This window comes from Streptacidiphilus carbonis (assembly GCF_000787775.1).
Classification (GTDB): Bacteria; Actinomycetota; Actinomycetes; order Streptomycetales; family Streptomycetaceae; genus Streptacidiphilus; species Streptacidiphilus carbonis.
This window is the reverse complement of the sequence record NZ_BBPM01000002.1, coordinates 1-18560: the sequence shown is the minus strand read 5'-3', so window position 1 is coordinate 18560 and position 18560 is coordinate 1. Positions and strand designations below refer to the sequence as shown.

Here is an 18560-nt window from a genome sequence, read left to right as displayed (position 1 = left end):
AGACTGAAGAACAATGGCGAACACCACCGCCGCGGACGTCAAGAAGCTCCGTGAGCTCACCGGCGCCGGAATGATGGACTGCAAGAAGGCTCTGGACGAGGCCGAGGGCAACGTCGAGAAGGCCGTCGAGCTGCTGCGCATCAAGGGCCAGAAGGGCGTTGCCAAGCGCGAGGGCCGCGACGCCTCCAACGGCGCCGTCGTGTCCCTGCTCGAGGGCGGCAACTCCGGTGTCCTGGTCGAGCTGAACTGCGAGACCGACTTCGTGGCCAAGGGCGGCCGCTTCGTGGAGGTCGCCAACGCGCTGGCCGCCCACGTCGCCGCGACCTCCCCGGCCGACATCGACGCCGCGCTGGCCAGCGAGATCAAGCCCGGCCAGACCGTCCAGCAGTTCGTGGACGAGGCCAACGCGGGCCTGGGCGAGAAGATCGTCTTCCGCCGCTTCGCCCAGTTCACCGGTGGCGCCTACGTCGCCGCCTACATGCACCGCACCGACCCCGACCTGCCGCCGGCCATCGGCGTGCTGGTCGAGCTCGACCAGGAGAACGCGGAGATCGCCAAGGACGTCGCGCAGCACATCGCCGCGTTCGCCCCGAAGTTCCTCTCCCGCGAGGACATTCCGGCCGAGGCCCTCGAGAACGAGCGCCGTATCGCCGAGGCCACCGCGCGCGAGGAGGGCAAGCCCGAGGCCGCCCTCCCGAAGATCGTCGAGGGTCGCGTCACCGGCTTCGTCAAGGAGAACTCGGTCCTGGAGCAGGCCTTCGCCAAGGACAGCAAGAAGACCGTCCAGAAGGTCCTGGACGAGGCCGGCGTCAAGCTGGTCCGCTTCGCCCGCTTCCGCGTCGGCGCCTGACCCACCGGGTCTGCGGTGGGCGGCCGATCACGGCGTGCCCATACGATGTGAGTCGTGATGTACGACGAGGAGGCCACGGCCGTGGAGGTATCCGTAGCGATGCTCCCGGCGGTGGCCTCCTCTCGTACGCCTGCTCGCACCAGCTCATGCACCATCAGAAGGAGTCGATGCAGATGACCGCTGAGGAGAGTCCGCGCCGCCGCGTGCTGCTCAAGCTTTCCGGCGAGGCCTTCGCCGGCGGGGGCGGACTGGGCGTCGACCCCGACGTCGTCCACGCCATCGCGCGCGAGATCGCGACCGTGGTCCGCAGTGGGACCGAGGTCGCCATCGTCATCGGCGGCGGCAACTTCTTCCGCGGCGCCGAACTGCAGCAGCGCGGCATGGACCGGGCCCGCTCCGACTACATGGGCATGCTCGGCACGGTCATGAACTGCCTTGCGCTGCAGGACTTCCTGATGAAGGAAGGCATCGAGACCAGGGTCCAGACCGCGATCACCATGGGCCAGGTCGCCGAGCCCTATCTGCCGCTGCGGGCGGTGCGGCACCTGGAGAAGGGCCGCGTCGTGATCTTCGGTGCCGGGATGGGCATGCCCTACTTCTCCACGGACACCACCGCGGTCCAGCGCGCCCTGGAGATCCACGCCGAGGTGCTGCTGATGGGGAAGAACGGGGTGGACGGCGTCTACGACTCCGACCCCCGGACCAACCCGGACGCGGTCAAGTTCGACGCCCTGGAATACTCCGAGGTGATCGCCAGGGACCTCAAGGTCGCGGACCTCACCGCGATCACCCTCTGCAAGGACAACAATCTGCCGATGCTGGTGTTCGAGCTGCTGGCCGCGGGCAATATCGCCCGCGCTGTGCGCAGTGAGAAGATCGGCACGCTGATCAGTGGCGAGTCGGCGCAGCACTGAACATCCGAGGGGTTGGTCCTCGCAGGGGATGGACAATCCACCGGGCGTCAGCGAACGTGCCCGGTAACGCGTAGTAGTGCCCGCACAGCAGGAGTCGAGACCGGGTAGCACCGGACAGGAGCACATGGTGATTGAAGAGACCCTCCTCGAGGCCGAGGAGAAGATGGAGAAGGCCGTCGCCGTCGCCAAGGACGACTTCGCCGCGATCCGCACCGGCCGTGCGCACCCCGCGATGTTCAGCAAGATCGTCGCTGAGTACTACGGCGCGGTGACCCCGATCAACCAGCTGGCGTCCTTCTCGGTGCCCGAGCCCCGGATGGCGATCGTCTCGCCGTTCGACAAGAGCTCGCTGCGGGTCATCGAGGAAGCCATCCGCAACTCGGACCTGGGCGTCAACCCGTCCAATGACGGGTCCATCATCCGGGTGAACTTCCCGCAGCTCACCGAGGAGCGCCGCCGGGAGTACATCAAGGTCGCCCGGGGCAAGGGCGAGGACGCCAAGATCTCCATCCGCGCGGTCCGCCGCAAGGCCAAGGAGACGCTGGACAAGCTCAGCAAGGACGGCGAGGCGGGCGAGGACGAGGTGCGCCGCGCCGAGAAGGAGCTCGAGGACGTCACCGCTCGCTATGTCGCGCAGGTCGACGAGCTGTTGAAGCACAAGGAAGCCGAGCTCCTCGAGGTCTGATGAACGACGACTCCTACTGGGGGCCCGATTCCGGCGACGGCAGCGCCGGGGCCCGAACACAGGGCCACGACGCTGCTGCCTTCAGGAACGGACCTTACGGGGGAGTGGGCCCCGACCGGGCGCAGCCCGGCGAGGCGGAGGCCACGGCGCTGATGCCGCCGGTGCTCGACCAACCGGTCCCCCCGCACTGGGGGGGACCGGTGGTCGGCCACTCGCAGCAGTTCCCGCTGCACGGCGGCGGGGGCATGGCGCAGACTCGTTCCATGGCCGCTCAGCATCCAGCACCGGAACGTTTCTCCGGACACTTCCCAGGCGGGCAGGCGCCCCCGGCGGGCGCCGATCCGGCGGCCGAACCGGTGGCGGCCCGCCTGAGCGGGCCGCTGTTCCGCGACGACGCACCCGCGCCGGCGCCTGTCGCGCCCGCGGAACAGACCGCGGTGCTGCCCCCTCTCCGTACCGAGGCGCCGCCGATGAGCAACCAAGCACCGGTCCCCGACCCCTCCGTGCCCGCGCAGGCCCCCGCGACCGGCAAGGCCCCCAAGGGCGGTCGCGACCTGCGGGCCGCGATCGGGGTGGGGCTCGGTCTCGGCGCGCTCGTCGTCGCCTCGCTGTTCATCGTGAAATGGCTGTTCGTCGGGGTGGTCGCGGCGGTCGTGGTGATCGGTATGTGGGAGCTCACCAGCCGGCTGTCCGAGAGCAAGGGCATCCGGGTGCCGCAGCCCCCGCTGGCCGTCGGCGGGGTCGGCATGCTGGTCGCCGCCTATCTCGGCGGCCCGGAGTCGGCGCTGGTTGCGCTGGCGCTGACGGCGCTGGCGGTGCTGGTCTGGCGGATGAGCGAGCCCCCCGAGGACTACCTCCGGGACGTGACCGCCGGCATCTTCACCGCCTTCTACGTGCCCTTCCTGGCGACGTTCGTGATGTTGATGCTCGCCGCCCACGACGGACCGCAGCGGGTGGTGCTGTTCCTGGTGCTGACCGTCTGCAGCGACACCGGCGCCTACGCGGCCGGCTCCCGCTTCGGCAGGCACAAGCTCGCCCCCCGGATCAGCCCCGGCAAGACCCGCGAGGGACTGGTCGGCGCGGTGCTGCTGTGCATGCTGGTCGGCGCCCTCGGGATGAACCTGATGATCGACGGTGCCAGTTGGTGGCAGGGCCTGGTGCTGGGAGCCTGCGTGGCCGTCAGCGCCACCCTGGGCGACCTCGGCGAGTCGATGATCAAGCGCGACCTCGGGATCAAGGACATGGGCACCCTGCTCCCGGGCCACGGCGGCCTGATGGACCGGCTGGATTCGCTGCTCCCGACCGCCCCGATCGTCTGGCTGGTGCTGGTCGGCTTCGTCGGCTCCGGCTGAACGCACCATGTCCGCCGGGCCGGTCTGGGCCGTCCGGGCCCGCACCGTCGGCCAGCCCGGGCCCGGACCCCCGTGACAGGAGTCCGGGCCTCGCCGTTTTCGTGACCGGTCGGCCGACCTGAGACACTGGGGGAATCATGCCTAAGCCACTCCCCGGTGAACTCACCTTTGCCGCGCCGCGCGGCGCCAAGCCCCCGCGCCACCTCGCCGACCTGACCGCCACCGAGCGCCGTGAGGTGGTCGCCGAGCTCGGCGAGAAGCCGTTCCGTGCCGACCAGCTGTCGCGCCAGTACTTCTCCCGGCTGTCGGCCGGTCCGGACGAGTGGACGGACATCCCGGCGGCGTCCCGCGCCAAGCTGGCCGAGGGGCTGCTGCCCGAGCTGATGACCGTGGTCCGCAATGTGTCCTGTGACGACGACAGCACCCGCAAGACGCTGTGGAAGCTCTTCGACGGCGTGCTGGTCGAGTCCGTGCTGATGCGCTACCCCGACCGGGTGACCATGTGCATCAGCTCGCAGGCCGGCTGCGGCATGAACTGCCCGTTCTGCGCCACCGGCCAGGCCGGGCTGACCCGCAACCTCTCCACCGCCGAGATCGTCGAGCAGATCGCGGCCGGGATGCGCTCCATCAAGGCCGGCGAGTTCGGCGCGGACGCCTCGGGCGAGGCCGGTGCTGTGCGGCTCAGCAATGTGGTCTTCATGGGCATGGGCGAACCGCTGGCCAACTACAAGCGCGTGATCGCGGCGATCCGCCGGCTGACCGACCCGGCCCCCGGCGGCTTCGGCCTGTCCCAGCGCGGCATCACCGTCTCCACGGTCGGCCTGGTCCCGGCGATCAACCGGCTGGCCGACGAGGAGCTCAGCGTCCGTCTGGCGGTGTCGCTGCACGCGCCCGACGACGAGTTGCGGGACACCCTGGTCCCGGTGAACACCCGCTGGCGGGTCGCCGAGGTGCTGGACGCGGCCTGGGACTACGCGGAGCGCTCGGGCCGCCGGATCTCCATCGAGTACGCCCTGATCAAGGACATCAACGACCAGGCCTGGCGGGCCGACCTGCTGGGGCGACTGCTCAAGAACCACCGGGCACACGTCAACCTGATCCCGCTGAACCCCACCCCGGGGTCCAAGTGGACGGCCTCCCGTCCGGAGGACGAGCGCGAGTTCGTCCGCCAGTTGAAGCTGCACGGCGTCCCGGTCACCGTCCGCGACACCCGCGGCCAGGAGATCGACGGGGCCTGCGGGCAGCTCGCCGCGGCGGGCTGACCGCCGGTCCGCCGCTGTCTGCGGCGTTTGCCTGGTTGTTCGCGCGGTTCCCCGCGTCCCTGAGGTGCTGCAACTGAACCGCTGCGGGCAAGTTGCACCACCAGGGGCGCGGGGAACCGCGCGACAAGCCCATAACGGCCTGCAGCCGAAGATCCGGCAGAGCCGCCTACGCGGCCAGCGCCGCCGAGGTGAGGGCCGCCGCCCCCGCGGCCGTCGCGGCGGCGACCAGGACGGCGCCGCCGCATCGCACCGCGGCCGCCCGCAGCAGCAGCGCGCCCGGCGCTCCTATCCGGCTGAGCGACGCATAGGTGCCTCGTCGGGTCCGGGCCAGTTCGACCAGCCTGGCCAGCAGCGCGCCCAGCACGCAGACGCCGAGCAGCCCCACCTCGACCAGCAGCAGCGGCCCCTTCGGACGCTGCCCAGAGGCACCCCGCAGCAAGGCCGTCACCACCATCGCGCCCGCGACCGCCAGCACCGCGAGCGGCGCGCCGAGCCGCCAGGAGTCTGCCTGCAGGGCACGTCCGGCCAGCAGCCGCACGGCCCGCGGACGGCCCGTGGCGAGCGCTCCGCCGATCAGGTACAGCAAGGTGGGAACAGCCCCGGCAAGCCCGAGCGCGCCCAGCGCGGCACCGGTCCAGGCCTCGGCCCCCGCGCCCCGCCGCAGCCCGAGGACGGCGACGGCCGCGCCCGCGAGGGCCAGCAGCGCCACTGCCACCGAGTAGAGGACGGGCGGTCGGCGCAGCACCTGGTCCGCGGCGTCGCCCGGCAGCAGGTCGACCGACCGCACGGCGGCGCCGGCGGCGAGGCCGCCCAGCAGCGGGACGACCGCCAGCAGCGCGACCGTCCCGGCGGCGGGCAGATTCGCCCCCGCGCCCAGGGTCGGGTCGAGTTGGCCGTCGGGGGTCAGCTCCAGCCAGTGCTCGCGCAGCACCACGAAGCCGAACAGGGCCAGCACCGCGCCCAGGGCGCAGATCAGTGCGATCTCCCCGGCGAGCACCAGCCGGGTCCGTACCGGGCCGGCTCCGGCGGCGACCAGTCCGGCGACGCGCTCGGGCCGCTGCGCCGGCAGCGACCGGGCCCAGGCGGCGCAGAGGTAGCCGACGGCGGCGAGCGCGGGCAGGCACCAGAGCAGCCGGCTGATCGCAGCCCCGGTGTCCTCGGGGCTGCTCAGCGCCCGGCCCAGGGCACTGAGCAGCAGGGCGCCGACGGTGGCGGAGGCGGCGGCGGTGAGCAGGCAGCGGCAGAGGTCCAGGAATCCGTAGCCGCGCGCTAGACGGAGGTAGGGGAACACTGCTCCACACCCCTCCGCAGCAGCTCGGCCGAGTCCGCGGCAGCCCCGTCGGAGGCGGCTGCCCCAGCGGCATCCCCGGCGGCCGCCGCCATCGCCTGGCGGGCCCGGACCGGTGCGGCGAGTCGGCCGTCCACCATGGTCGCCACCCGGTCCGCGTAACGGGCCAGCCCGGGGTCATGGGTGGCCAGTACCAGGGTGATCCGGTGCGAGCGGGACGCGGTGACCAGTATCCGCATGACCTGGTCCCGGGCGTCGCGGTGCAGCGGGGCGGTCGGCTCGTCGGCGAAGACCACCGCCGGACGGTGGGCCAGCGCGCGGGCGACGGCGATCCGCTGGCGCTCGTCCTGGCGCAGCGCGGCGGGCCGCTGCCGGGCGCAGTCGGCGACGTCGAGCCGCTCAAGCCACTCCGTGGCGGCGACGGTGGCGTCCTTGCGCGAGGCGCCGGCCAGCAGCAGCGGCAGCGCGACGTTCTCACGCGCGGTCAGCTCGGGGACGAGCCGGGGCTCGGGCCCGACATGGCCGAAGCGCTCGCGCCGCAGCCGCTCCCTGGCGGTGCGGCCCAGGGTGTGCACGGGGGAGCTGTTGAACCAGATCTCGCCCTCGTCGGCGGGCAGCAGGCCGCTGAGGCAGTCCAGCAGGGTGCTCATCCCGCAGCCGCGCGGCCCGGTGACGGCGAGGACCTCGCCCTCCCGCACGCCCACGGAGACCCCGCGCAGCGCCGCGGTGCCGCGGATGGTGTGCACCAGCCCTCGTGCCCACAGCACGTCGTTGTCGGGCGGGGCGACGGTCACTGGGATCCTCCCGGTCGTGATGATGGCTCACAGACTAGAACGAGTGATCAGCTTCGGGGTTGCGCACCGCATCGGCTGAACTGTCGTGTCGATCACTCGAACGGTCGGGGAGACGCCGCTGGGCGGCCCCGACCTTACAAGGTCAGGACCGCCCGGCGATGGAGGGTGGGACAAAAAGTTCTGTTTCCCGTATTTACATACGGTTCCACGCCTCGGTCAGCACCGTACGCAGGATCTGCTCGATCTCGTCGAAGGTCGACTGGTCGGCGATCAGCGGCGGCGACAGCTGGATGACCGGGTCGCCGCGGTCGTCGGCACGGCAGTACAGGCCGTTCTCGAAGAGCGCCTTGGAGACGTAGCCGTAGAGGATGCGCTCGCACTCGTCGTCGTTGAAGGACTCCTTGGTGGCCTTGTCCTTGACGAGCTCGATCCCGTAGAAGAAGCCGTTGCCGCGGACGTCGCCGACGATCGGCAGGTCGTGCAGCTTCTCCAGGGTGGAGCGGAAGGCGTCCTCGTTGGCGAGGACGTGCTTGTTCAGCCCCTCGCGCTCGAAGATGTCCAGGTTGGCCAGCGCCACCGCGGAGGAGACCGGGTGGCCGCCGAAGGTGTAGCCGTGCAGGAAGGTGTTGTCGCCCTTGTAGAACGGCTCGGCGATCCGGTCCGAGATGATCGCCGCACCGATCGGGGAGTACCCGGAGGTCATGCCCTTGGCGCAGGTGATGATGTCGGGGATGTAGTCGAACTTGTCACAGGCGAACATCGTGCCGAGGCGGCCGAAGGCACAGATGGTCTCGTCCGACACCAGCAGCACGTTGTACTGGTCGCAGATCTCGCGGACCCGCTGGAAGTACCCGGGCGGCGGCGGGAAGCAGCCGCCGGCGTTCTGCACCGGCTCCAGGAACACGGCCGCGACCGTCTCCGGGCCCTCGAACAGGATCTCCTGCTCGATCTGGTCGGCGCACCAGCGGCCGTAGGCCTCCGGGTCGTCGCCGTGGATCGGGGCGCGGTAGATGTTGGTGTTGGGGACCTTGTGGGCGCCCGGGACCAGCGGCTCGAACGGGGCCTTCAGGGCGGGGAGCCCGGTGATGGACAGAGCGCCCTGGGGGGTGCCGTGGTAGGCCACCGCACGGGAGATCACCTTGTACTTGGTGTGCTCGCCGGTCAGCTTGAAGTACTGCTTGGCCAGCTTCCAGGCGGTCTCGACGGCCTCGCCGCCACCGGTGGTGAAGAAGACCTTGTTGAGGTCGCCGGGGGCGTAGCCCGCCAGCCGCTCGGCCAGCTCCACGGCGGAGGGGTGCGCGTAGCTCCAGATCGGGAAGAAGGCCAGCTTCTCGGCCTGCTTGCGGGCCACCTCGGCGAGCTCGGCGCGGCCGTGGCCGGCCTGGACCACGAACAGACCCGCCAGGCCGTCCAGGTACTTGCGACCGTTCGAGTCGTAGATGTAGGTGCCCTCGCCGCTGACGATGGTCGGCACGGGGCTGTTCTCGTACGACGACATCCGGGTGAAGTGCATCCACAGATGGTCGTAGGCGGTCTTCGAAAGGTCCTTCGTGGCCGGGTCGGCGCTCATCGGGTACCCCAGGTGTAGGTCTGTTTCCGGAGCTTCAGGTAAACGAAGCTTTCGGTTCTCCGCACGCCGGGAAGCGCGCGGATACGTTTGTTGATCAGTTCGAGGAGGTGCTCGTCGTCCTCGCAGACCAGTTCGGCCAGCAGGTCGAACGATCCGGCGGTGACGACGACGTAGTCCACCTCGTCCATGGCGGCCAGGGCGTCCGCGACCGGTTCCATGTCGCCCTCGACGGTGATGCCGACCATCGCCTGCCGGGTGAACCCGACGGTGAGCGGGTCCGTCACCGCGACGATCTGCATGACACCCTGGTCGAGGAGCTTCTGGACCCGCTGGCGCACGGCAGCCTCGGACAGGCCCACGGCCTTGCCGATGCTGGCGTACGGCCGACGGCCGTCCTCCTGGAGCTGCTCGATGATCGCTTTGGAGACGGAGTCGAGGGGAACGCTGCCGTTCCGTTCACGGTTGGCCACGCCCTCACCCTGCCCTATCGTGCGCCCGTTCGCAAGGGATTCCGTTGCACAAAGCCGGAAAACATACTGATTCCATTGTTACTTCTGCTCAGGTCTGCCGATAACCGCAGAGACAGGGATAGGCTGGTGCCGTCGCCGGCATCACCAGCATCAAAGGAGCCGGAGAGCCGGATTCGAGGAGAGGTCCCCGTGAGCGAGCTTCAGACGCTGCGCAACTACATCAACGGCGCGTTCGCCGACGCGGCCGACGGCCGCACCACCGAGGTCGTCGACCCGACCACTGGTGAGGCGTACGCCACCGCACCGCTCTCCGCCGAGGCGGATGTGGACGCGGCGATGGCCGCGGCCGCCGCCGCGTTCGAGGTCTGGCGGGACACCACCCCGTCGGTACGGCAGCGGACCCTGCTGAAGATCGCGGACGCGGTCGAGGCGCGCGCCGAGGAGCTGATCGCCGCCGAGTCCAGGAACACCGGCAAGCCGCTGGGGCTCACCGCCTCGGAGGAGATCCCGCCGATGGTCGACCAGATCCGCTTCTTCGCGGGCGCCGCCCGACTGCTGGAGGGCAAGTCCGGCGGCGAGTACATGGAGGGTCTGAGCTCCTTCGTGCGCCGTGAGCCGGTCGGCGTCTGCGCGCAGGTCGCGCCGTGGAACTACCCGATGATGATGGCGGTGTGGAAGTTCGCCCCCGCCATCGCGGCCGGCAACACGGTCGTGCTCAAGCCCTCCGACACCACCCCGGCCTCCACCGTGCTGCTCGCCGAGATCATCGGGGGCGTGCTCGAAGAGCTCAACCTGCCGGCCGGCGTCTTCAACGTGGTCTGCGGCGACCGGGAGACCGGCCGCCTGATGGTGGAGCACCCGACCCCGGCGATGGCCTCCATCACCGGCTCGGTCCGGGCCGGCATCCAGGTCGCCGGCTCGGCGGCCAAGGACGTCAAGCGGGTGCACCTGGAGCTGGGCGGCAAGGCCCCGGTCGTGGTCTTCGAGGACGCCGACATCGCCGCCGCGGTGGAGGGCATCTCGGTGGCCGGCTACTTCAACGCCGGCCAGGACTGCACCGCCGCGACCCGGGTGCTGGTGCACGAGTCCATCCACGACGAGTTCGTGACCGCGCTGGCCAAGGCAGCCGCCGACACCAAGACCGGCCGGCCGGACGACGAGGACGTGCTCTACGGCCCGCTCAACAACGCCAACCAGCTGGCCCAGGTCACCGGCTTCATCGAGCGCCTCCCCGCGCACGCCAAGGTCGAGGCCGGCGGCCACCGGGTCGGCGAGATCGGCTACTTCTACGCCCCGACCGTGGTCTCCGGCCTGAAGCAGGACGACGAGATCATCCAGAACGAGGTCTTCGGCCCGGTCATCACCGTGCAGAGGTTCTCCGACGAGGCCGAGGCGATCGCCAACGCCAACGGCGTCGACTACGCCCTGGCCTCCTCGGTCTGGACCAAGGACCACTCCCGGGCCATGCGCCTTGCCAAGAAGCTCGACTTCGGCTGCGTCTGGATCAACACCCACATCCCGCTGGTCGCCGAGATGCCGCACGGCGGCTTCAAGAAGTCCGGCTACGGCAAGGACCTCTCCGCCTACGGCTTCGAGGACTACACCCGGATCAAGCACGTGATGACGTCCATCGAGGGCTGATCTTCGTTCGCCGAGAGGCCCCGGCGAAGCCGGGGCACTCTCGCGCAGGCCTTCCGTTCTACCGCCGCACCGCGTCCAGCGCCAGCAGCGCGACGTGCAGCGACAGGCAGGACTCGACCTGGTCCAGGTCGACCCCCAGCACCCGTTCGACCTTGTGCAGCCGGTCGTAGAACGACGGCCGGGACAGGTGCGCCGCGTCCGCCGCCGCGGACTTGTTGCGGCCCTGCTCCAGGTAGATCCGCAGCATCTGGATCAGCTGGCTGCCGTGCTCGGCGTCGTACGCCAGCAGCGGCCCCAACTCCCGCTCCACATACGTCTGCAGCCGGGCGTCGTCCCGCAGAAGGTGCAGCAGCCCGCGCAGTCGGACGTCGGGGAGCCGGTAGTACGAGGCCGAGCGGGCGCCCGACGCGGGGGCGTCGTGCAGGGCCGCGTCGGCCACCTGGGTGGCCTCCACCAGGGTGCGCCGGGCGTCGCGGACCGCGCCGACCGAGGAGCCGACGGCGATCACCGGCTCGGGCTGCTCCGCCTCGGTCACCAGCCGCCGCAGCGAGGAGGCGAAGCCGTCCAGCGCGGCGTGCTCGTCGTCCCGCGGGCCCAGCGAGACCAGCAGGCCCACCGCCTCGTCGTCCAGGGCGCCGACCAGCGCGGTCAGCCGCTTCTCCCGGACGGCGGCCGCCGCGGTCTCGGTGAAGTCGCGCAGCCTGGCCTGGGCCTCCAGCGCCGCCGGAGCGCTCCCGCGACGCTGCCGCAGCACCACCCCGACCAGCCGCCGCCCTTCCAGCGGGACGCCCAGCGCCGAGGCCCGGAGCGCCACGTCCGACACGGTCAGCGCATGGGTCAGGATCCCGGACAGCAGCGTGCGGTGGGTCTGCCGCTCCAGGCTCTCCCGGTCCCGCACCAGCAGCCGGTTCAGCGCCAGGGTGGCGGCGGCCCGCTCCAGCAGCATGGTGTGCCGGTGCGACGCCTCCTCGGGGGCCACGTCCTCCTGCGCCGAACTCGGCGTGCCCAACAGCACCAGCCGCCCCCAGTCGTGTCCGCGCGCCCCCACCGCGGTGACCAGCCAGCCGGTCCGCGGATCGTGCCCGGTCCGGCCCTTCGGCCTGACCCCGCGGGAGCGCGACTCCCAGCCCGCCAGCAGCACCTGGGCGTTCTGCCCCGCCGTGTCGTACGCCAGCACCTGGTGCGACAGGTTCTCCAGCACCACCGGCGCCCCGGCCATCCGGGACACCTGCTGCACCACCTCGACCGGCTCCGCGCCCTCGACCGCCAGCTCGTTGAAGGTCTGGTGGATCTCCTCCGACGACCGCAACTCCTCCAGTTGGGCGTTCACCACCAGCGCGTGCACGGCCTCGGTCACCGCGACGAAGCGCAGTTCGCGCCGCAGCACGATCAGCGGCAGCCCGCGCTGCTCGGCGGCATGGACCAGCGCCCGCGGCAGGCTGTCGAAGTAGCGCCGCCCGAACTCCACCACCAGCCCGGCCACCCCGACGTCGGCCAGCTCCTTGACGTACTGCGCCAGCCCGTCGCGATGCTCCGGAAGCGCGATACCGGTCGTCAGGATGAGCTCGCCGCCCTGCAGCACACCCGCGATGTCAGGCAGCTCGCTGACGTGCACCCAGCGCACGGTGCGCTCCAGGTGCTCCCGGCCGGCCACGACCTCGGGCAGGCCACGGGTGACCACGTCCAGGTCGAGGACGCGGGCGACGGTGGGGAACAACGGGACCTCCGAGGACGATCGAGGAATCCCTTCATAGTGTCAGCCTGACGCGACATGCGGGCAACGAGGTGTCGGCTTCAACAGCCCTGGCAGGGTGTAATGCCGGTAGCGATCTGCCTTGCGGGATGTTGCTTGCCCGGCCGGTCCGAACCGGGGCATCGTACGCACAGTGGGCGCCCCGCCCACGTCACCGCCCAGGAGGAACACATGGCCCGGAACACCGTCGGCACCCGCTTCGACGCCGGGGCCCAGTACCTCGCCGGAGCACTGCGCCAGGGCACCGGCGAGGAGACCTTCGACGTCGTCAACCCAGCCGACGGCAGCCTGGTCCAGCGGGTCGCGCTCGCCTCCGCGGACGACGTGGACACCGCCGTCGCCGCTGCCCGCGCCGCCTACCCCGAATGGTCGAACGCGACGCCCGGAGCCCGCTCCGAGGCGCTCACCCGGCTCGCCGGCATCCTCGCCGAACGCGCCGACGACTTCGCCCGGGTCGAGAGCGCCCAGACCGGCAAGCCGATCAAGCTCTCCACCGAGTTCGACGTGCCCGGAACCGTCGACAACACCGCGTTCTTCGCGGGGGCGGCCCGCAACCTGGAGGGCAAGGCCACCGGGGAGTACTCCGGCGACCACAGCTCCTCGATCCGCCGTGAGCCCATCGGCGTCGTCGGCTCCATCTCGCCGTGGAACTACCCGCTGCAGATGGCCGGCTGGAAGATCCTGCCGGCCATCGCCGCAGGCAACACCATCGTCCTCAAGCCGGCCGAGCTCACCCCGCTGACCTCGCTGATGTTCGCGCAGGCCTGCACCGACGCCGGCATCCCCGACGGCGTGGTGAACGTCGTCACCGGCGCCGGCCGTACCGCCGGCGAGCACCTGGTCTCCCACCCGGACGTCTCGATGGTCTCCTTCACCGGCTCCACCGGCGTCGGCAAGCGCGTCGGCGAACTCGCGGTGCGGACCGTCAAGCGCACCCACCTGGAGCTCGGCGGCAAGGCCCCCTTCGTGGTCTTCGACGACGCCGACCTGGACGCCGCCGTCAACGGCGCGGTCGCCGCCTCACTGATCAACACCGGCCAGGACTGCACCGCGGCGACCCGCGCCTATGTCCAGCGCCCGCTGTTCGACGACTTCGTCGCCGGTGTCGCCGAACTCTTCGAACAGGTCCGCCTGGGCGACCCCTTCAACCAGCAGACCGACCTCGGGCCGCTGGTCTCCTTCCGCCAGCGCGACAGCGTGGCCGGCTTCGTCGAGCGCGCCCGCGGCTACGGCGCCACTGTCGCCGCCGGCGGCCACGCCCCGGAGAAGGGCCACGACGACACCGACCTCACTCTGGGCGCCTACTACCGCCCGACGCTGATCACCGGTGTCGGCCAGGACGCCGAGGTGGTCCAGAGCGAGATCTTCGGCCCGGTGCTGGTCGTCCTCCCCTTCGACGGCGACGAGGAGGGCCTGCGGCTCGCCAACGACACCCCGTACGGCCTCGCGGCCTCCGCCTGGACCCGCGACCTGTACCGCTCGCTGCGCGCCACCCGTGAGATCAAGGCGGGCTGCGTGTGGGTCAACGACCACATCCCGATCATCAGCGAGATGCCGCACGGGGGGTACAAGGCCTCCGGCTACGGCAAGGACATGTCGCAGTACTCCCTGGACGAGTACACGCAGGTCAAGCATGTGATGCAGGACATCACCGCAGTCGCCCGCAAGGACTGGCACCGCACGATCTTCGGCGACCGCTAGCTGGTGGCTGTCGGCTGGTCCGCGCCAACTCCGGTTCGAGTTGGCGCGGACCAGCCGACAGATGGATCTCAGCTGCGTCCTGACGGGAAGTCAGAGAGCAGTGAGAACGTGACTCCTCTCTCGGTGCGTCCGAGAGCTTCTCACTGGCCCGCAGTCGCGGATTCATGACGGCCAAGCCCTGACCGATGCCTCTCGGCACATCGCCAATCTAGGACCACACTTCCCCGTGTTCCGCGAATCTCGCGGTCAATCCATCGAAAGAGTGAGACACATGGATCCGGCCCATTCCCTCGCCGACGTCCAGTACACCTCCTTCTGGCTGGCCGACCCGGCCAGGCCCGAAGCCCTGCCCGCCCTGGTCGGTGACGTCTCCTGCGACCTGCTGGTCGTCGGCGGTGGCTACTCCGGTCTGTGGACCGCGCTGATCGCCAAGGAGCGGGACCCCTCCCTGGACGTCGTCCTGGTCGAGGGCAAGGAGGTCGGCTGGGCCGCCTCCGGCCGCAACGGCGGCTTCTGCGCGGCCAGCCTCACCCACGGCTTCCTCAACGGGCTGGAGCGCTGGCCCTCGGAGATCGACACCCTGGAGCGCCTCGGCCGGGAGAACCTCCAGGCCATCGAGGACACCGTCAAGCGCTACACCATCGACTGCGACTGGGAGCGCTCCGGCGAACTCGACGTCGCCACCGAGCCCTACCAGGTCGACGAACTGCGTGAGGGTGCCGAGCTGATGGCCGCGCACGGCCTGGAGGTCGACTTCCTCGACACCGAGGCGATCCGCGCCGAGGTCGACTCGCCCACCTTCCTGGCGGGTCTCTGGGACAAGGACGGCGTGGCGATGGTCCACCCGGCCAAGCTGGCCTGGGGTCTCAAGCGGGCCTGCTTGGAGCAGGGCGTGCGGATCTTCGAGCACACTCCCGCCACCCAGCTCGCCGAGACCGGTGCCGGCATGGCCGCCCGCACCCCGTACGGACGGGTCCTCGCGAAGCACGTGGCGCTGGGCACCAACATCTTCCCCAACCTGGTCAAGCGGGTCCGGCCCTTCCTGGCCCCCGTGTACGACTTCGCGCTGATGACCGAGCCGCTGACGGAACAGCAGCTCGAATCCATCGGCTGGAAGAACCGCCAGGGGCTGGGCGACTGCGCCAACCAGTTCCACTACTTCCGGATCTCCGCCGACAACCGCATCCTCTGGGGCGGCTACGACGCGATCTACCACTACGGCGGTCAGGTGCGGGAGGAGTACGACCACCGCCCGGAGACCTACGAGAAGCTGGCCGGCCACTTCTTCACCGCGTTCCCGCAACTGGAGGGCATCGGGTTCAGCCATGCCTGGGGCGGGGCGATCGACACCTGCAGCCGCTTCTCCGCCTTCTTCGGCACCGCCCACAAGGGGAAGGTCTCCTACGCCCTCGGCTACACCGGCCTGGGCGTCGGCGCCACCCGCTTCGGGGCCGAGGTCATGCTCGACCTGCTGACGGGCCGGCAGACCGAGCGCACCGAGCTGGAGATGGTGAGGAGCAAGCCGATCCCCTTCCCCCCGGAGCCGGTGAAGTGGGTCGGGATCGGCATCACCAAGTGGTCCCTGGACCGTGCCGACCGCAACGAGGGCAAGCGGAACATCTGGCTCAAGGCCATGGACTCGCTGGGCCTCGGCTTCGACAGCTGACTCGATCGCTGACGACAGCTGACGACAGCGGGCGACGGCAGGCAGCGGAGGCCGAGGCGTTCGGCCCGCTGCTGCTCCGTGCACGGATCGCGGCGCGTACCCAATAGCGGGTACGCGCCGCTCTCCGCATCCGTACGCGCCTTTTCGCCCCGCTTTCGCTCCCACGGACTGAGGATGTTGCCGACATCCGTGTAAGAGCTGGGCCGAATGTCGCTCTCTCTTGTTACCAGCGAGTCCACTCCGGGGCCTCGTCGGGAGGACGTGGAGGGCGAGGAGCGATGGAGAGCATGGAAGAACGGGGCGCTGTCGAATGGCTGAGCGCCGCCGCCCCCGATCCGGAGGCCTGCCGATGGGAGTGGGAGCGCAGCGCCCTGGGTATCGCGCTGCTGCCTGCCGGCCGGCTGTGGGACGTACTGATAGTGCCGGGCGAGCTGGGCCGGATCACCGTCGACGTGCTGCTGCGCCTCGAAGCCGAACCGGGGCCGGTACTCGCGGACTTCGGAGACTTCCGGGTCGGCTTCTTCGTCCCCCCGGGCACCGCGGCCCGCTGGGTGGGGACAGGGGTCCGCACGGCGGGCCCCGGCACCTGGCTGGCTGTCCCCTACCCGGGCCGGGCCGGCCGCGGACTGCGATGGTTGGTGCCCCCGGACGGAAGCGGGACACTCAACGACCCGGTGATGCTGGAGCTGGCCATGCACGAGGCGGCGGCGCTGCTCACCGGAGAGTCCGACGAGTGACGGAGGCGTCCTGCGGGATCCTCCTACGAGGTGTAAGGGCGAATCGGATTCCCCCGACAACCTGCCGATTGAGCCTATGCCCGCGCCGCAACAGAATGTGGATAGCGCGGCACCCTGATGGTGAGATCCCTGTGCCCGCCCGGACTCGGAGGCAGACGTTGAGCAAGCACATCACCCACTGGATCGGCGGCAAGCAGGTCGCCACCGCGGGCGACGCCCCGCGCCGCGGTGACATCTTCGACCCGGCGACGGGCAAGGTCACCGCGCAGGTCGACTTCGCGACCATCACGGAGGTGGACGCCGCCGTCGGCGCCGCCGTCGAGGCTTTCGCCAGCTGGCGCAACACCTCCCTGGCCAAGCGCACCACCGTGCTCTTCAACTTCCGCGAGCTGCTGAACGCCCGCAAGGACGAGCTGGCCGCGATCATCGTCGCCGAGCACGGCAAGGTGCACTTGGACGCGCTGGGCGAGATCGCCCGCGGCCAGGAGGTCGTCGAGTACGCGTGCGGCATCCCGCAGCTGCTCAAGGGCGGCTTCACCGAGCAGGCCTCGACCGGTGTCGACGTCTACTCCATCCGTCAGCCGCTCGGCCCGGTCGCGATCATCTCGCCGTTCAACTTCCCGGCGATGGTCCCGATGTGGTTCTTCCCGATCGCCATCGCGGCCGGCAATACGGTGATCCTCAAGCCCTCGGAGAAGGACCCCTCCGCGGCCCAGTTCATCGCCGAGCTGTGGCAGGAGGCCGGCCTGCCCGACGGCGTCTTCAACGTCGTGCACGGCGACAAGGTCTCGGTCGACCGCCTGCTGGAGCACCCGGACGTCAAGTCCGTCTCCTTCGTCGGCTCCACACCGATCGCCCGCTACGTCTACGAGTCCGGCACCCGGTACGGCAAGCGCGTCCAGGCCCTGGGCGGCGCCAAGAACCACATGCTGGTCCTGCCCGACTCGGACCTCGACCTCGCCGCCGACTCGGCCATCAACGCCGGCTTCGGCGCGGCCGGGGAGCGCTGCATGGCGGTGTCGGTGCTGGTGGCCGTCGACCCGATCGGCGACGAGCTGGTCGAGAAGATCAAGCAGAGGATGGCCGATCTCAAGGTCGGCCCGGGCTGCAACGGCGACTCGGAGATGGGCCCGCTGGTCACCGGCGTGCACCGGGACAAGGTCACCTCCTACCTGGAGTCCGGCGTCGCCGACGGCGCGGAGCTCGCGGTGGACGGCCGCAAGCACCCGATCACCGGCACGGACCGGAACGGCAGCGCGACCGCCGACGGCTTCTGGCTCGGTCCGACGCTCTTCGACCACGTCAAGCCGGGCATGTCCGTCTACAACGACGAGATCTTCGGTCCGGTGCTGTCGGTCGTCCGGGTCTCCTCCTACGAGGAGGGCCTGGAGCTCATCAACAGCAACCCGTACGGCAACGGCACCGCCATCTTCACCAACGACGGCGGCGCGGCCCGACGCTTCCAGAACGAGGTCGAGGTCGGCATGGTCGGTATCAACGTCCCGATCCCGGTCCCGGTCGCCTACTACTCCTTCGGCGGCTGGAAGGCGTCCCTCTTCGGAGACAGCCACGCTTACGGCCCCGACGGCATCCACTTCTTCACCCGCAGCAAGGCCGTCACCTCCCGCTGGCTCGACCCCAGCCACGGCGGCATCAACCTCGGTTTCCCGACGAACGCCTGACGTTCAGCTGCACCGGGTCGGCCTGGCAACGACGTGCGTCGTTGCCGGGCCGACCCGGTTTGACCTTGTTGTGGGTGCCAGGTAGTGTTCTTCGAGTTGCCCTGCGGACAGTGGTGGCGGCAAATCTCCTGATCAAACAGCATGGGCTTGTTTTGCTGTGCCCTTTATCGGGAAAGCGGATGAATTGGCTTGGAT

15 protein-coding genes are annotated in these 18560 nt (G+C 70.3%); 10 read left to right on the top strand and 5 right to left on the bottom strand.

The genetic code is table 11. The features are described from left to right. The first annotated feature begins 13 nt into the window (after positions 1-13). The 5 genes from tsf (at position 14) to rlmN (ending at position 5063) form a co-directional block, all read left to right on the top strand. Positions 14-850, top strand: coding sequence for a translation elongation factor Ts (tsf, locus tag TR46_RS01530; RefSeq protein WP_042392307.1), 837 nt, complete (start codon positions 14-16; stop codon positions 848-850). Between the two features lie 167 nt (positions 851-1017). Beyond that, positions 1018-1764 carry a UMP kinase gene (pyrH, locus tag TR46_RS01525; RefSeq protein WP_174505081.1) on the top strand — a complete coding sequence of 249 codons (747 nt, stop codon included), beginning with the start codon at positions 1018-1020 and terminating at the stop codon, positions 1762-1764. 127 nt (positions 1765-1891) lie between these two features. Continuing rightward, positions 1892-2449 (top strand): ribosome recycling factor, encoded by a 558-nt coding sequence (frr, locus tag TR46_RS01520; RefSeq protein WP_030263808.1) that lies wholly within the window; start codon positions 1892-1894, stop codon positions 2447-2449. Between the two features lie 152 nt (positions 2450-2601). After that, complete coding sequence (locus TR46_RS01515) at positions 2602-3801, top strand: phosphatidate cytidylyltransferase (RefSeq protein ID WP_439654331.1); 1200 nt, start codon at positions 2602-2604, stop codon at positions 3799-3801. 137 nt (positions 3802-3938) lie between these two features. Then, positions 3939-5063 carry a dual-specificity RNA methyltransferase RlmN gene (gene rlmN / locus TR46_RS01510; protein ID WP_042392304.1) on the top strand — a complete coding sequence of 375 codons (1125 nt, stop codon included), beginning with the start codon at positions 3939-3941 and terminating at the stop codon, positions 5061-5063. A 166-nt stretch (positions 5064-5229) separates the two neighbouring features. Here rlmN and TR46_RS01505 read toward each other — a convergent pair whose 3' ends face one another. From TR46_RS01505 to TR46_RS01490, 4 genes are all read right to left on the bottom strand, one after another. After that, positions 5230-6354: a hypothetical protein gene (locus TR46_RS01505; protein WP_042392302.1), complete on the bottom strand. Its 1125-nt coding sequence runs from the start codon at positions 6352-6354 to the stop codon at positions 5230-5232. Next, positions 6333-7145, bottom strand: coding sequence for an ABC transporter ATP-binding protein (locus TR46_RS01500; RefSeq protein ID WP_042392300.1), 813 nt, complete (start codon positions 7143-7145; stop codon positions 6333-6335). The genes TR46_RS01505 and TR46_RS01500 overlap by 22 nt, the downstream gene beginning before the upstream one ends. 193 nt (positions 7146-7338) lie before the next feature. Further along, on the bottom strand, positions 7339-8715 hold the full coding sequence (locus TR46_RS01495) for an aspartate aminotransferase family protein (RefSeq protein WP_042392297.1): 1377 nt from the start codon (positions 8713-8715) through the stop codon (positions 7339-7341). Next, positions 8712-9185, bottom strand: a complete 474-nt coding sequence (locus TR46_RS01490; protein WP_030263784.1) for an Lrp/AsnC family transcriptional regulator — start codon at positions 9183-9185, stop codon at positions 8712-8714. The genes TR46_RS01495 and TR46_RS01490 overlap by 4 nt, the downstream gene beginning before the upstream one ends. Before the next feature lie 189 nt (positions 9186-9374). Between TR46_RS01490 and TR46_RS01485 the strand changes: the two genes are divergently transcribed. Beyond that, a complete protein-coding gene (locus TR46_RS01485; protein ID WP_042392293.1) occupies positions 9375-10826 on the top strand; it encodes a gamma-aminobutyraldehyde dehydrogenase in 1452 nt (483 codons plus the stop codon). Between the two features lie 58 nt (positions 10827-10884). On the opposite strand, the gene TR46_RS01480 is transcribed toward TR46_RS01485, so the two are convergent. After that, entirely contained in the window at positions 10885-12543 is a 1659-nt protein-coding gene (locus tag TR46_RS01480) for a PucR family transcriptional regulator (RefSeq protein WP_042392291.1), read from the bottom strand. 207 nt (positions 12544-12750) lie between these two features. Between TR46_RS01480 and TR46_RS01475 the strand changes: the two genes are divergently transcribed. From TR46_RS01475 to TR46_RS01460, 4 genes are all read left to right on the top strand, one after another. After that, positions 12751-14280 carry a gamma-aminobutyraldehyde dehydrogenase gene (locus tag TR46_RS01475; RefSeq protein WP_042392289.1) on the top strand — a complete coding sequence of 510 codons (1530 nt, stop codon included), beginning with the start codon at positions 12751-12753 and terminating at the stop codon, positions 14278-14280. A gap of 271 nt (positions 14281-14551) precedes the next feature. After that, a complete protein-coding gene (locus TR46_RS01470) occupies positions 14552-15946 on the top strand; it encodes an NAD(P)/FAD-dependent oxidoreductase (RefSeq protein ID WP_042392286.1) in 1395 nt (464 codons plus the stop codon). Between the two features lie 278 nt (positions 15947-16224). Then, entirely contained in the window at positions 16225-16683 is a 459-nt protein-coding gene (locus tag TR46_RS01465; RefSeq protein WP_063770504.1) for a hypothetical protein, read from the top strand. 158 nt (positions 16684-16841) lie between these two features. Then, complete coding sequence (locus TR46_RS01460) at positions 16842-18365, top strand: CoA-acylating methylmalonate-semialdehyde dehydrogenase (RefSeq protein WP_042392283.1); 1524 nt, start codon at positions 16842-16844, stop codon at positions 18363-18365. Positions 18366-18560 lie beyond the last annotated feature (195 nt).